Origin of the sequence: Pseudomonas sp. QD4, assembly GCF_049199125.1 — a bacterium.
Taxonomy (GTDB): Bacteria; Pseudomonadota; Gammaproteobacteria; order Pseudomonadales; family Pseudomonadaceae; genus Aquipseudomonas.
Map to the genome: position 1 here is coordinate 1777611 of NZ_JBLZOM010000002.1, position 13153 is coordinate 1790763.

Consider the following 13153-nt stretch of genomic DNA (forward strand, 5'->3'; position numbering starts at 1 on the left):
CCCTCACCCGCCCGGCCCCCCCCCGCCGTCTCGCCGCCGGCCGGGGCTAACTCATTTTTGTGGTGGTTTCAGTTTTCCCCCCCCCCCCCCCCGGCGCCCCCCCCCCCCCCCCCCGCCGGGCCTCAATGCACGTTGAGGCTGATGCCGACCCGGGTCAGCCACTCCGCTTCCAGGGCGAAGTCGGCTTGAGTCAGCTGGTTTTCATCCAGCCAGTTTTCCGGGAACACCACATCCAGGCTGTCGCCCGCGGCGTGCAGTTTGACCTGGGGCATTTCCTGGGTGCCGCGGATGTGATGGAACAGAATCGCAAAGCGCAGCAACACGCACAGGCGAATCAGCTTGGTGCCTTCATCGCCGAACTCGGCGAACTTGTCCTTGGGAATATTGCGCCGGTGGCCACGCACCAGTAGCGCGAGCATTTGCTGGTCTTCGCGGGAGAAGCCGGCAAGGTCCGAGTGCTCGATCAGGTAGGCGCCGTGCTTGTGGTAGTGATAGTGGGCGATGTCCAGCCCCACTTCATGCACCTTGGCCGCCCAGCCCAGCAGCTCGCGCCACACGCCGTCTTCCAGGTCCCAGTCCTCGGCCACCTGGTCGAAGGCATGCAGCGCCTTGCGCTCGACCCGGGCAGCTTGTTCCAGGTCGACGTGGTAGCGCTCCATCAGCGAGCTGAGGGTGCGTTCGCGCACGTCTTCGTGATGATGACGGCCCAGCAGGTCGTAGAGCACGCCTTCACGCAGCGCGCCTTCACAGTGGTCCATGCGTTGCAGTTCGAGGGCATCGAAGATGGCTTCGAGAATCGCCAGGCCTGCCGGGAAAATAGTCCGGCGATCGGGCTTGATTCCTTCGAAGTCGATTTTTTCCGCATCGCCCAGCTTGAACAGCTTGCGCTTGAGCCACGCCAGACCTTCGGCGTTGACCTCGCCGGTGCCATGCCCGCCGGCCTTCAGCGCCAGGCCGATGGCGCGGATAGTGCCCGAGGAGCCGATGGCTTCATCCCAGGTCAGGCGGTGCAGGGCGTGTTCGATGCTCATGATTTCCAGGCGTGCCGCGGTGTAGGCCTGGGCATAGCGCGCCGGGGTGATCTTGCCGTCCTTGAAATAACGCTGGGTAAAGCTGACGCAGCCCATCTGCAGGCTTTCGCGCAGCAGTGGCTCGAAACGCTGGCCGATGATGAATTCGGTACTGCCGCCGCCGATGTCGGCCACCAGGCGCTTGCCCGGGGTGTCGGCGAGGGTGTGGGACACACCGAGGTAAATCAGGCGAGCTTCTTCACGGCCGGAAATGACTTCAACCGGGTGGCCGAGGATTTCTTCGGCGCGGCGGATGAATTCGCCACGGTTGCGCGCTTCGCGCAGGGCGTTGGTGCCGACGATACGCACGGCACCCAGGGGCATGCCATTGATCAGTTGGGCAAAGCGCTTCAGGCAATCGAGCCCGCGCTGCATGGACTCTTCGTTGAGCTGGCGCTCGTCGTTGATCCCGGCGGCCAGTTGAACCTTTTCACCGAGCCGCTCGAGAATGCGAATTTCACCGTTCTGGGCCTTGGCCACGACCATGTGAAAGCTGTTGGAGCCCAGGTCGATGGCGGCGATCAGGGACAGATTCTTGGCTTGGGATTGCGGCATGGTTGGGGGGATCTCGGTCGATAACCTGAACATCCTGCCACGATCAACCGCTGCCGCCAACGCGCAGTGTTTAATGCGTTGATTCAGCGCATAAAAGCGGGCGCTGGCGGCCAGAGGCTCAGCCTACGGCCTCCTGGTTGCCGATGAAGTTGGCCAGCTCCTGGGTTTGCGGGTTGGCGAACAGCACTTTGGGGTCGCCCACTTCATGCACTTTGCCCTGATGCATGAACACCAATTTGTCCCCCACCTCGCGGGCGAAGCGCATTTCATGGGTGACCATGATCAGGGTCATGCCATCCCTCGCCAGCTGGCGCACCACGCTGAGCACTTCGTTGACCAGCTCCGGGTCCAGCGCCGAGGTGATCTCGTCGCACAGCAGCACCTTGGGCGACATCGCCAGGGCCCGGGCGATCGCCACCCGCTGCTGCTGGCCGCCGGACAGGCGGTCGGGAAAGGCGTCGAACTTCTCCGCCAGGCCGACCCGTTCCAGCATCTGCCGTGCCAGCTCGGCGGCCTTGGCCTTGGGCACTTTCTGCACCACCTGGGGCGCGAGCATCACGTTCTCGCCGACGCTCAGGTGCGGGAACAGGTTGAACTGCTGGAACACCATGCCGACCTTCTGTCGCAGGCTGCGCAGGTCGGCTCGCGCCGCATCGAGGTATTCGCCATCGACCTCGATGACCCCGTCGTTGATCGATTCCAGGCCGTTGAGGGTGCGCAGCAGCGTGCTTTTGCCCGAGCCGCTGCGGCCGATGATCGCCACCACCTGGCCCTCTTCGATGCTCAGGTCGATGCCTTTGAGCACATGGTGGTCGCCGTAATATTTATGCAGGGCGGAAATTCTAAGCAGAGGCATGCAGTCTCCTTTCCAGGTAGCGCGCGCTGAGGGACAGGGGGTAGCAGAGCAGGAAATATCCGAGCGCTACCAGGCCGTAGACCATGAAGGGTTCGAAGGTGGCGTTGGCGAGCATGCCGCCGGTCTTGGTCAGTTCGGTGAAGCCGATGATCGAGGTCACCGCCGTGCCTTTGACCACCTGCACCGAGAAGCCCACGGTGGGCGCCACGGCAATGCGCAGGGCTTGCGGCAGGATCACATGGCGCAATTGCTCCAGCGGGCTCAGGGCCAGGCTCGATGACGCCTCCCACTGGCCATGGGGGATCGACTCGACGCAGCCGCGCCAGATCTCCGCCAAGTAGGCGCTGGTGAACAGGGTCAGGGCGATCGCCGCCGCCAGCCAGGCGGAGATGTCGATCCCGAGCAGGGCAATGCCGAAGAACACCAGGAACAGTTGCATCAACAGCGGCGTGCCCTGGAACAGCTCGATATAGAGGCGGGCGAAGCCCCGTGGGAAGGCCTTGGCGGAAATGCGCAGGGTCATGATCAGCAAGCCGATCAGGCCGCCACCGATAAAGGCCACCAGGGACAGGGCCAGGGTCCATTGCAGGCCGCCCAGCAGGTTGCGCAGGATGTCCCAGAAGGTGAAGTCGCTCATTGGCTGCTCCTCGCGATATAGCGCCGGCCGACCCAGTTCAGCAATTGACGGATCAGCAAGGCCATGCACAGGTAGACCAGGGTGGTCAGGGCGTAGGTCTCGAAGGCGCGGAAGTTGCGCGACTGGATAAAGTTGGCGGCAAAGCTCAGCTCCTCCGTAGCGATCTGCGAGCACACCGCCGAGCCGAGCATGACGATGATGATCTGGCTGCTCAGGGCCGGCCACACCTTGCCCAGGGCCGGTAGCAGCACCACGTGGCGGAAGGCTTCCATGCGGCTCATGGCTAGGGCCGCGGCCGCCTCCAGCTGCCCCTTGGGGATGGCCTGGATGCCGGCGCGGATGATCTCGGTGGAATAGGCGCCCAGGTTGATCACCATCGCCAGCACGGCGGCCTGCCATTCGGAAATCTGCAGCCCCAGGGACGGCAGGCCGAAGAAGATAAAGAACAACTGCACCAGGAACGGCGTGTTGCGGATCAGCTCGACGTAGACGCCGAAGATCGCCGAGAAGGGCTGGATCTTCCAGGCCCGCACCAACGCGCCGACGATCCCCAGGCTGACCCCGAGCAGGGTGCCGATGGCGGTCAGCTCAAGGGTGAACAGGGCGCCACGCAACAGCAGGCCGGTGTTTTCCAGCACCGGTAGAAAGTCGAACTGATAGGCCATGGCTAACCTCCGTCGGTGCGATCAGAGATCAGCCGGCAGTGGCTGTTTGAGCCACAGCTGTGCGTTCTTTTCCAGGCTGCCGTCGCTCTTGGCGGTGGCCAGGATCTGGTTGACTTTGTCCAGCAGCTCCGGCTGGTTCTTGTTCACGCCGACATAGACCGGAGAGTCCTTGAGCTTGACCTTCATGGCCGGGATGCGTTTCGGGTTGCGTTCGCTGATGGCCACCATTACCACGTTGCCGCTGGCGATCAGGTCGACTTGCCCGGCGAGGTAGGCGGCGATGGTCGAGTTGTTGTCCTCGAAGCGCTTGATGGTCACGCCCTGGGGTGCCACTGCGGTCAGTTCGATGTCTTCGATGGCGCCACGGGTGACGCTGATGGTCTTGCCCTTCAGGTCGTCGAGGCTGCTGATGGCGGCATCCGGCGGGCCGAACACGGCGAGGTAGAAGGGAGCGTAGGCGCGGGAGAAGTCGATGACCTTCTCGCGCTCGGGGTTCTTGCCGAGGCTGGAGATCACCAGGTCGACCTTGCCGGTGGTGAGGAACGGGATGCGGTTGGTGCTGTTGACCGGGGTCAGTTCAAGTTTGACCTTGAGTTGCTCGGCCAGCAGCTTGGCGGTGTCGATATCCAGGCCGCGGGGTTTCATGTCCGGGCCCACCGAGCCGAAGGGCGGGAAGTCCTGGGGCACGGCGACCTTGAGCGTGCCGCGGGCGACGACATCGTCCAGGCCATTGGCGTGGGCGGGGGCCTGGCTCAGCATCAGGCTGGCAAACAGGGCGCAGAGCAGGGCGCTGAAACGCTGGGTCATGGCAATTCTCCGGAGCGGCGGCGAGTGATTTCTGGGTTGCGACACAGCACAGCCCATGCCAGATCACGGCAAAAGCCTTGCAGGGCCGGGTTTTACTGGGCTTGGTCGGTCTTACTGGTCTGAACAGTTGTGCCGGTTTTCGCACCCTTATCGAGCGTCGGCCCAAACGCCCGAACCCGCTTGGGGCACGACTTGCCGGGCTCGGCGAATAGCTTTACAACTACCGCTTTCGTGGCCCGACCCAGCTGAAATCTATGAACTCGATCTCCCGCGCCGTGCCCGAAGTGGCGTTGCAAGCCATTCGTCAATTGATTACCGAACAGGGCTTCGGCCCGGGCGATGCCTTGCCCTCGCAAAGGGACCTGGCACTGCAATTGGGCGTCAGCCGGGCCTCATTACGTGAGGCGCTGTCGTCCCTGAGTGCACTGGGGGTGATCAGCGTGCAGCCGGGCAAGGGGGTGTTCGTCCAGGCGCCGGAGCCGTTGGCGAATGCCGCAGGCCTGAGCTGGCCGTTCGCGGCCCAGGCCTCGCCGGTGGATATCTTCCAGCTGCGCTATGCGCTGGAGGGGTTTGCCGCCGGCCTTGCGGCCGTGACCCTGACCGCCGACGAGCTGGATGCCCTGGAAGATAACGTCGAGGCCATGCGCCGCGAGCTGCGGGCCGGGGACTTCGAAGCGGCGGCGCGGCTGGACTTCGAGTTTCACCAGAAGATCCTCCTGGCCAGCGGCAACCAGGCGATGCTGAGCATCCTCAGTGCCAGTGCCGAGGTGTTTCTGGAGAGCCAGAAACTACCGTTCATCCGACCCGAGCGAGCCATGGAAACCTGGCAGGAGCACCGCAAGATCCTGCGCGGCCTGGCCCGGCACGCGTCCGGCGCGGCGCAGAAGGCCATGCAGGAACATGTTCGGGGTGCCGCGCTGCGCACCGGAATCGCCTTTGTGACCCCTGGCTCGTCCTGAGTTGAGCTATACCCAAACTCATGCCTCACCATAGCGAGAGTCAATCATCTCCGGCTTCCTGAACGCGGGAAGGGCGGCTATGATGGGCCACGTTTTTTTGCTTACAACCTGGAGACTTCCATGAGCAGCGATCTTATCAAACACGTTAGCGACGCTAGCTTCGAGGCCGACGTACTCAAGGCCGAAGGCGCTGTACTGGTCGACTACTGGGCTGAATGGTGCGGCCCTTGCAAAATGATCGCTCCGGTTCTGGACGAAATCGCCGAGACCTACAAAGGCAAGCTGACCGTTGCCAAGCTGAACATCGACGAGAACCAGGAAACCCCTGCCAAGCACGGCGTACGTGGTATCCCGACACTGATGCTGTTCAAGAACGGCAACGTTGAAGCCACCAAAGTAGGTGCTCTGTCGAAGTCGCAACTGGCTGCTTTCCTCGACGCCAACATCTAAGCGGCGTTGTCAGATCCGGTCAAAAAAAGCCCCGCAAATTGCGGGGCTTTTTCATGATTGAGGGCTAGACGCTCAGAAACTCAGGTGTTACATTCGGCCCCGCACTGGTTTCTCCACTGCCCCCTGCAAGCCGTCGCCGACGCTCTCCTTTCGAACAAGTACGCGATCCTGTCGCCTTCTCCGCGGCGCGGCCTCATTAAGCCAAAAGCTTAATTTCCCCCCCTCCATAAATGATTACGTCATTCCTATATGAATCTGACTGAACTCAAGCAAAAGCCGATTACCGAACTGCTCGAATTGGCCGAACAGATGGGCATAGAAAATATGGCCCGTTCGCGCAAGCAGGACGTGATTTTCTCCCTGCTGAAAAAGCACGCGAAAAGCGGCGAGGAAATCTCCGGTGATGGCGTGCTGGAGATCCTCCAGGACGGCTTCGGCTTCCTCCGTTCTTCCGACGCCTCCTACCTGGCCGGCCCAGACGATATCTACGTCTCGCCAAGCCAGATCCGTCGTTTCAACTTGCGCACCGGTGACACCATCGTTGGCAAGATCCGCCCTCCAAAGGAAGGCGAGCGTTACTTCGCGCTGCTCAAGGTCGACACGATCAACTACGATCGTCCCGAGAACGCCAAGAACAAGATTCTGTTTGAAAACCTGACTCCGCTGTTCCCGACCGTGCGCATGAAGATGGAAGCCGGCAACGGTTCCACCGAAGACTTGACCGGTCGTGTGATCGACCTCTGCGCCCCGATCGGCAAAGGCCAGCGTGGTCTGATCGTGGCACCGCCAAAAGCGGGCAAGACGATCATGTTGCAGAACATCGCAGCCAACATCACCCGTAACAACCCGGAAGTGCACCTGATCGTTCTGCTGATCGACGAGCGCCCGGAAGAAGTAACCGAAATGCAGCGCACCGTGCGCGGCGAAGTGGTTGCCTCGACCTTCGACGAGCCACCAACCCGCCACGTGCAGGTTGCCGAAATGGTCATCGAGAAGGCCAAGCGCCTGGTTGAGCACAAGAAGGACGTGGTGATCCTGCTGGACTCCATCACCCGTCTGGCCCGTGCCTATAACACCGTGATCCCGAGCTCCGGCAAAGTGCTCACCGGTGGTGTCGATGCCCACGCCCTGGAGAAACCGAAACGTTTCTTCGGCGCCGCGCGCAACATCGAAGAAGGCGGCTCGCTGACCATCATCGCTACCGCGCTGGTTGAAACCGGCTCGAAGATGGATGAAGTGATCTACGAAGAGTTCAAGGGCACCGGCAACATGGAGCTGCCTCTGGACCGTCGCATCGCTGAGAAGCGCGTGTTCCCGGCCATCAACATCAACCGTTCCGGCACCCGCCGCGAAGAGTTGCTGACCGCCGACGACGAGCTGCAGCGCATGTGGATCCTGCGCAAGCTGCTGCATCCTATGGATGAAGTCGCCGCCATCGAGTTCTTGATCGACAAGCTGAAACAGACCAAGACCAACGATGAGTTCTTCCTGTCGATGAAACGCAAGTAAGTCGAGCGGGACCGCAAAAGCCGGGGAAACCCGGCTTTTTGCTATCTGATTATTGATCAACGGGCAGTTCGCTGTTCTGAACAGCTGGGTTCGGCGCTAAACTGCCTGCCCCGAACGCCACGGCCAAAACGAGGCTCACGCATGCAGTATCGCGACTTGCGCGACTTTATCAGCGGCCTGGAACAGCGCGGTGAACTCAAGCGCATCCAGGTTCCGGTGTCCCCAGTGCTGGAAATGACCGAGGTTTGCGATCGCACCCTGCGTGCTAAAGGTCCGGCCCTGTTGTTTGAAAACCCCACGGGTTATGACATTCCGGTGCTCGGCAACCTGTTCGGCACGCCCGAGCGTGTCGCCCTGGGCATGGGCGCGGAAGCCGTCAGCGAGCTGCGGGAAATCGGCAAGCTGCTGGCTTTCCTCAAGGAGCCCGAGCCGCCCAAAGGTCTGAAAGACGCCTGGTCCAAGCTGCCGATCTTCCGCAAGATCATCGCCATGGCGCCCAAGGTGGTGAAGGACGCGGTGTGCCAGGAAGTGGTCATCGAAGGCGACGACGTCGACCTGGCGATGCTGCCGGTGCAGACCTGCTGGCCGGGCGATGTCGGCCCCCTGATCACCTGGGGCCTGACGGTCACCAAAGGCCCGAACAAGGACCGGCAGAACCTGGGCATCTATCGCCAGCAGGTGATCGGCCGCAACAAAGTGATCATGCGTTGGTTGAGCCATCGTGGCGGCGCGCTGGATTACCGCGAGTGGTGCGAGAAGAACCCGGGGCAGCCATTCCCGGTGGCCGTGGCCCTGGGCGCGGACCCTGCGACCATCCTTGGCGCCGTGACCCCGGTGCCGGACAGCCTTTCCGAGTACGCCTTCGCCGGCCTGCTGCGGGGCAACCGCACCGAGTTGGTGAAGTGCCGGGGCAATGACCTGCAAGTGCCGGCCACCGCCGAAATCATCCTTGAGGGGGTGATTCACCCGGGCGAGATGGCCGATGAAGGCCCTTACGGCGATCACACCGGTTATTACAACGAGGTCGACAGCTTCCCGGTGTTCACCGTGGAGCGCATCACCCATCGCATCAAGCCGATCTACCACAGCACTTACACCGGCCGCCCGCCGGATGAGCCGGCCATTCTCGGCGTGGCGCTCAATGAAGTGTTTGTGCCGATCCTGCAGAAGCAGTTCCCGGAAATCACCGACTTCTACCTGCCGCCCGAAGGCTGCTCGTACCGCATGGCGGTGGTGACCATGAAGAAGCAGTACCCCGGCCATGCCAAGCGCGTGATGCTGGGTGTGTGGTCGTTTTTACGACAATTCATGTACACCAAGTTCGTTATTGTCACTGACGACGATATCAACGCACGCGACTGGAACGACGTGATCTGGGCCATTACCACGCGCATGGACCCCAAGCGCGACACGGTGATGATCGATAACACGCCGATCGACTACCTGGATTTTGCCTCGCCGGTTTCCGGCCTGGGGTCGAAGATGGGGCTCGATGCCACGCATAAATGGCCCGGTGAAACCACGCGCGAGTGGGGCCGGGTGATCGTCAAGGATGAGGCGGTGACCCGCCGGATCGATGCCATCTGGAATCAGTTAGGAATAGATTGATGCGTGTAACCTTGCAGCCCTCCGGAGCCGTGCTTGAGACACTGCCCGGCGAGCGGATTCTCGATGCGGCACGACGCCTGGGCTATGAGTGCCCGCAAAGCTGCCGCAATGGCAATTGCCACGTGTGTGGCGCCTTGCTGGTCGAAGGCAGCGTCCGCCAAGCTGGCGATGTGCGTGACCATGGCGAGTTCTACACTTGCATTGCAGAGCCGCTGGAAGACTGCATTGTGTTGTGGGATGGCGTGCTTGCCCTGGGAGAGCTGCCGGTGCGCAGTCTGTCGTGTCAGGTCAGTGAGTGCGTGGAAGTCGGCGGTGATGTCTGGCGGGTGAGCTTGCGTGCGCCCGCCGGCAAGCCGCCGCGTTACCACGCTGGCCAATATCTGATGCTGGAGCGGGAAAACGGCGAGAAATCGGCTTTTTCCCTGGCTTCGGCGCCCCATTCCGGGCGTGATATCGAACTGCATGTGCTGGTCCGCGAAAGCAGTGCCCAGAGCCTGATCGAACAGCTGCAACGCAACCGCGTCGTGCGGGTGGAGCTGCCGTTTGGCGATACCCACCTGGCCGAGTTGCCCGATGGGCCGCTGGTGCTGATCGCCGCCGGTACCGGCATGGCGCAGATGCACAGTCTGATCGAGCATTGTCGGGCCAGTGGCTTCAAGCACCCGGTACACCTGTATTGGGGCGTACGCCGGCCTGAAGATTTCTACCGTATCGACGAATGGGAACAGTGGCAGCAACTGCCCAATCTCTATCTGCATCAGGTCGTCAGTGATCTGTGCGGTTGGGAAGGGCGCTGCGGCATGCTGCACGAAGCGGTCTGCGAAGATATTGCTGACCTGTCCGCGGTGTACGTCTACGCCAGCGGCTCGCCGGCGATGATTTATGCGACGCTCGATGCGCTGGTCAATGCGGGAATGGATGCGCACCAGATGCGCGCCGATGTCTTCGCCTATGCCCCGCGGCCCTGAGTCGAGCCCAGGTTGCGCAGGGCGTCGGCTCTAGAAACGCACGCCGGTGGTGATCATTGCGGCGTTGGCGCCCAACAGCACCAGTTCCGCCGCCATCGGGCCGTAGTAAGTGCCCAGCGACGGGATAATCACCGGCGCTACACCGAAGCGGTTGAGCGGGATCTTGTTCTGGTATTTGCCGCGGTAGCCCTCCAGTAATCCCCCCGTGAGTTTCAGGTACAGCGGATAGTTGGCACTTTGATAACGTTTGCCGGCGTAGGCGTAATAGGAGCGCTGGCTGAACGAGTTGCGAAAAGTTGCCGCGCCATATACCCAGCCCGACGCTTCATTGCGCTCCAGGCCCAATAAGTCCTGGTTGTTATTGTGATCCGGGTCGGGGGAATAGTGTTTGGTAAAGACACTGGTTTGCAGGTACCAGAAACCCTGGTCTGTTGCCTGAGTGTCGCCGCTTGCCAGTGCTGCACCGGCGTGGGCCAGTAATAGCAGGCCGCTGAGTCGAAGTTTTTTCATGAGGGGCCTCTTTAGGCGTGCTGTATATGCCTGGGGACGGCCAAGAGTGGCGGTACTTCAGAGAGATGAGGGCACATCCTAGTCAAACATTAGGCTTATGCATATTTCATTCTGATATTTAAGACATTTCCTAAGTAGTATTAAGCTATATGCAAGTGGCCTGCGGCACCGAGTTTGGCCATTGTTGCCAGGTAATTGAGTCATACGTCTTTAAGCACTTTTCGTTTTATTCTTATTGCGATATGTTTCAGGGCGTTAATCTTGATTGCATTTCGTAATACTTGCGGGGCCGAACATCATCCGTTATGACCGCCATTGAATCTGCTTGTTTGAATCCTGCTTATCCTCCGCGGCTCGATCTGGGGCCGCAGCTGACTCACGAACAATTACTCAGCTCAATGCAATCGACCATGGCTCGCCACAAGGGTGGCCCGGTGTGGTTGTTTGCCTATGGGTCGCTGATCTGGCGCCCGGAATGCTCTGCTGTCGAGCGCATGCGGGGCCGAGTGCACGGCTACCATCGGGGTTTGTACCTGTGGTCCCACGAGCATCGCGGCACGCCGGAATTGCCCGGGCTGGTCTTCGGCCTGGATCGCGGCGGCTCCTGCAGCGGCTTTGCTTATCGCCTGCCGCAGGAACAGCTCGACGCTTCGCTGTTTGCGCTGTGGCAGCGTGAGATGCCTTATCCGTCCTATCGCCCGCACTGGCTCAATTGCCGACTCGAAGATGGCAGTCAGGTCCAGGCCCTGGGTTTTGTGTTGGAACGGCACCTGCCCAGCTATGCCGGCAATCTGCCGGACCATGTGCTGAGCCAGGTGTTTGAGAGCGCCAGCGGGCGCTACGGCACCACGCGTGATTACGTCGAACAGACCGTGCACGCCTTGCGTAGCCACGCGATGCCGGATCGCAACCTGGAAGCGCGGCTCAAGCGCTGCAAGTCCGCAGCGCATTAAGCCCGGTTTGCTGCGCCTCAGCGTACCTGCACCACCACCTTGCCCACGGCCTTGCGCTGGCCCAGATCGTCGATCGCCCGTGCGGCCTGTGCCAGGGGGTAGACCTGGGATACCAGCGGCTTGAGCTTGCCTTCGGCGAACCAGCCGAACAGCTGCTGGAAGTTGGCCGCGTTGTCCTGGGGCTGGCGCTGGGCGAATGAGCCCCAGAACACCCCGACCACCGCCGCGCCTTTGAGCAGCGCCAGATTCACCGGCAGCTCGGGGATGCGTCCGCTGGCGAAGCCCACCACCAGCAGGCGGCCGTTCCAGGCAATGGAGCGCACGGCCTGGTCGAACAGATCGCCGCCTACCGGGTCGTAGATCACGTCGGCGCCGTTGCCGTCGGTCAGGCGCTTGATCTCGTCCTTGAGGTTGCTTTCGCTGTAGTTGATCAGCTCATCGGCTCCGGCGGCCTTGGCCACCGCGAGTTTCTCTGCGCTGCTGGCGGCGGCAATCACCCGGGCGCCCATGGCCTTGCCGATTTCCACTGCCGCCAGTCCCACGCCGCCCGAGGCGCCGAGCACCAGCAGGGTCTCGCCCGGTTGCAGGTGGCCGCGCTGCTTGAGCGCGTGCATCGACGTGCCGTAGGTCATGCTGAAGGCAGCGGCGGTATTGAAGTCCATGCTCGGCGGGATCGGCAGCACGTTGTAGCCCGGCACCGCCACCTGCTCGGCAAAGCTGCCCCAGCCGGTCAGGGCCATGACCCGGTCGCCGACCTTGAGGTGGCTGACTTTCTCCCCGACCGCGCTGACCACCCCGGCTGCCTCACCGCCCGGCGAAAACGGGAAGGGCGGCTTGAACTGGTATTTGCCCTCGATGATCAGGGTGTCCGGGAAGTTGACCCCGGCCGCGTGCACCTCAAGCAGGATTTCGTTCTTCTTCGGCACAGGACTCGCGACGTCTTCCAGCACCAGCGTTTCGGCGGGGCCGAAGGCTTTGCACAGCACGGCTTTCATCAGGGCTATTCCTTTGGGAGTGGTGGCCGATAAGTGTAGGTGTGTGAATAACGCGGTCAACGAGCATGCCCCGTCCTGATAGCCGCCCATAAGCTTTGTGCTTGGGCTCAGGCAGTGGGGCCTTTATGCTAGGCCGCAAACCGGATAAGGAGCGAACTGTGAAAGCGTGGATCATGTTGATGCTGGCCCTGACTCTGCCCATGGCAGCCATGGCCGAAGAAGCCAAAGAAGGCGAAGCACCGAAAGTCAGCTACATCAGCCTGAGCCCACCGTTCGTGGGTAACTACGGCCTCGATGGCACCCAGAAGCTCAAGGTCTACAAGGCCGACGTGGCCCTGCGGGTCACGGGCGATGAAGCGGCCAAGGCGGTCAAGGCCAATGAGCCGTTGATCCGCAACCAGTTGGTGGCGCTGTTCGCCCAGCAGACCACCGAGACCATGAACAACGTCGAAGCCAAGGAAAAACTGCGCCAGGAAGCCCTGAAGCAGACCCAGCAGGTGATGAACGACGAAACCGGCAAGCCGGTGGTGGAAGACCTGCTGTTCAACAACCTGATTATCCAGTAAGCCGCGGCTCGGCATCTCGAGCGAGGTGCCGCTCCTGCCTCCAGC

The 13153-nt window shown here is 61.7% G+C and carries 14 protein-coding genes; 7 read left to right on the forward strand and 7 right to left on the reverse strand.

What is annotated here, in order from left to right; all coding sequences use genetic code 11:
• Positions 1–122: 122 nt before the first annotated feature.
• The 5 genes from ppx to ACOZJV_RS19200 all read right to left on the reverse strand — a co-directional run bounded on the left by ppx (position 123) and on the right by ACOZJV_RS19200 (position 4590).
• Positions 123–1625, reverse strand: coding sequence for an exopolyphosphatase (ppx, locus tag ACOZJV_RS19180; protein WP_078470516.1), 1503 nt, complete (start codon positions 1623–1625; stop codon positions 123–125).
• Positions 1626–1743: 118 nt separating this feature from the next.
• Positions 1744–2481, reverse strand: a complete 738-nt coding sequence (locus ACOZJV_RS19185) for an amino acid ABC transporter ATP-binding protein (RefSeq protein ID WP_078470517.1) — start codon at positions 2479–2481, stop codon at positions 1744–1746.
• Entirely contained in the window at positions 2468–3118 is a 651-nt protein-coding gene (locus tag ACOZJV_RS19190) for an amino acid ABC transporter permease (protein WP_078470518.1), read from the reverse strand. The genes ACOZJV_RS19185 and ACOZJV_RS19190 overlap by 14 nt, the downstream gene beginning before the upstream one ends.
• A complete protein-coding gene (locus ACOZJV_RS19195; RefSeq protein ID WP_020295942.1) occupies positions 3115–3783 on the reverse strand; it encodes an amino acid ABC transporter permease in 669 nt (222 codons plus the stop codon). The genes ACOZJV_RS19190 and ACOZJV_RS19195 overlap by 4 nt, the downstream gene beginning before the upstream one ends.
• A gap of 21 nt (positions 3784–3804) precedes the next feature.
• Positions 3805–4590, reverse strand: a complete 786-nt coding sequence (locus ACOZJV_RS19200) for a transporter substrate-binding domain-containing protein (RefSeq protein WP_020295941.1) — start codon at positions 4588–4590, stop codon at positions 3805–3807.
• Between the two features lie 254 nt (positions 4591–4844).
• Here ACOZJV_RS19200 and ACOZJV_RS19205 point away from each other — a divergent pair, with 254 nt between their 5' ends.
• The 5 genes from ACOZJV_RS19205 (at position 4845) to ACOZJV_RS19225 (ending at position 10084) form a co-directional block, all read left to right on the forward strand.
• Positions 4845–5549 (forward strand): FadR/GntR family transcriptional regulator, encoded by a 705-nt coding sequence (locus tag ACOZJV_RS19205; protein ID WP_078470519.1) that lies wholly within the window; start codon positions 4845–4847, stop codon positions 5547–5549.
• A gap of 120 nt (positions 5550–5669) precedes the next feature.
• Positions 5670–5999 carry a thioredoxin TrxA gene (gene trxA, locus ACOZJV_RS19210; protein WP_003206727.1) on the forward strand — a complete coding sequence of 110 codons (330 nt, stop codon included), beginning with the start codon at positions 5670–5672 and terminating at the stop codon, positions 5997–5999.
• A gap of 249 nt (positions 6000–6248) precedes the next feature.
• Positions 6249–7508 (forward strand): transcription termination factor Rho, encoded by a 1260-nt coding sequence (rho, locus tag ACOZJV_RS19215; RefSeq protein WP_020295939.1) that lies wholly within the window; start codon positions 6249–6251, stop codon positions 7506–7508.
• A gap of 141 nt (positions 7509–7649) precedes the next feature.
• Entirely contained in the window at positions 7650–9116 is a 1467-nt protein-coding gene (gene ubiD / locus ACOZJV_RS19220) for a 4-hydroxy-3-polyprenylbenzoate decarboxylase (protein ID WP_020295938.1), read from the forward strand.
• Positions 9116–10084 (forward strand): CDP-6-deoxy-delta-3,4-glucoseen reductase, encoded by a 969-nt coding sequence (locus ACOZJV_RS19225; RefSeq protein WP_078470520.1) that lies wholly within the window; start codon positions 9116–9118, stop codon positions 10082–10084. The genes ubiD and ACOZJV_RS19225 overlap by 1 nt, the downstream gene beginning before the upstream one ends.
• Positions 10085–10114: 30 nt before the next feature.
• On the opposite strand, the gene ACOZJV_RS19230 is transcribed toward ACOZJV_RS19225, so the two are convergent.
• Positions 10115–10594, reverse strand: a complete 480-nt coding sequence (locus tag ACOZJV_RS19230; protein ID WP_421548243.1) for a sn-glycerol-3-phosphate transporter — start codon at positions 10592–10594, stop codon at positions 10115–10117.
• Positions 10595–10899: 305 nt separating this feature from the next.
• Between ACOZJV_RS19230 and ACOZJV_RS19235 the strand changes: the two genes are divergently transcribed.
• Positions 10900–11547, forward strand: coding sequence for a gamma-glutamylcyclotransferase (locus tag ACOZJV_RS19235; RefSeq protein ID WP_201128513.1), 648 nt, complete (start codon positions 10900–10902; stop codon positions 11545–11547).
• A gap of 17 nt (positions 11548–11564) precedes the next feature.
• Here ACOZJV_RS19235 and ACOZJV_RS19240 read toward each other — a convergent pair whose 3' ends face one another.
• Positions 11565–12542 carry an NADPH:quinone oxidoreductase family protein gene (locus ACOZJV_RS19240; protein ID WP_421548244.1) on the reverse strand — a complete coding sequence of 326 codons (978 nt, stop codon included), beginning with the start codon at positions 12540–12542 and terminating at the stop codon, positions 11565–11567.
• A gap of 158 nt (positions 12543–12700) precedes the next feature.
• Here ACOZJV_RS19240 and ACOZJV_RS19245 point away from each other — a divergent pair, with 158 nt between their 5' ends.
• The gene (locus ACOZJV_RS19245) at positions 12701–13108 is read left to right on the forward strand and encodes a flagellar basal body-associated protein FliL (RefSeq protein ID WP_020295933.1); all 408 of its coding nucleotides are present in this window, start codon (positions 12701–12703) and stop codon (positions 13106–13108) included.
• The last annotated feature ends 45 nt before the right edge of the window (positions 13109–13153 follow it).

What these genes read in the sequence shown, in the direction of transcription:
- ACOZJV_RS19225 (WP_078470520.1), top strand. Translation starts at nt 9,116, where the DNA reads ATGCGTGTAACCTTGCAGCCCTCCGGAGCCGTGCTTGAGACACTGCCC.
- ACOZJV_RS19195 (WP_020295942.1), bottom strand. Translation starts at nt 3,783, where the DNA reads ATGGCCTATCAGTTCGACTTTCTACCGGTGCTGGAAAACACCGGCCTG.
- ubiD (WP_020295938.1), top strand. Translation starts at nt 7,650, where the DNA reads ATGCAGTATCGCGACTTGCGCGACTTTATCAGCGGCCTGGAACAGCGC.
- trxA (WP_003206727.1), top strand. Translation starts at nt 5,670, where the DNA reads ATGAGCAGCGATCTTATCAAACACGTTAGCGACGCTAGCTTCGAGGCC.
- ACOZJV_RS19190 (WP_078470518.1), bottom strand. Translation starts at nt 3,118, where the DNA reads ATGAGCGACTTCACCTTCTGGGACATCCTGCGCAACCTGCTGGGCGGC.
- ACOZJV_RS19205 (WP_078470519.1), top strand. Translation starts at nt 4,845, where the DNA reads ATGAACTCGATCTCCCGCGCCGTGCCCGAAGTGGCGTTGCAAGCCATT.
- rho (WP_020295939.1), top strand. Translation starts at nt 6,249, where the DNA reads ATGAATCTGACTGAACTCAAGCAAAAGCCGATTACCGAACTGCTCGAA.
- ACOZJV_RS19200 (WP_020295941.1), bottom strand. Translation starts at nt 4,590, where the DNA reads ATGACCCAGCGTTTCAGCGCCCTGCTCTGCGCCCTGTTTGCCAGCCTG.
- ppx (WP_078470516.1), bottom strand. Translation starts at nt 1,625, where the DNA reads ATGCCGCAATCCCAAGCCAAGAATCTGTCCCTGATCGCCGCCATCGAC.
- ACOZJV_RS19235 (WP_201128513.1), top strand. Translation starts at nt 10,900, where the DNA reads ATGACCGCCATTGAATCTGCTTGTTTGAATCCTGCTTATCCTCCGCGG.
- ACOZJV_RS19185 (WP_078470517.1), bottom strand. Translation starts at nt 2,481, where the DNA reads ATGCCTCTGCTTAGAATTTCCGCCCTGCATAAATATTACGGCGACCAC.
- ACOZJV_RS19240 (WP_421548244.1), bottom strand. Translation starts at nt 12,542, where the DNA reads ATGAAAGCCGTGCTGTGCAAAGCCTTCGGCCCCGCCGAAACGCTGGTG.
- ACOZJV_RS19230 (WP_421548243.1), bottom strand. Translation starts at nt 10,594, where the DNA reads ATGAAAAAACTTCGACTCAGCGGCCTGCTATTACTGGCCCACGCCGGT.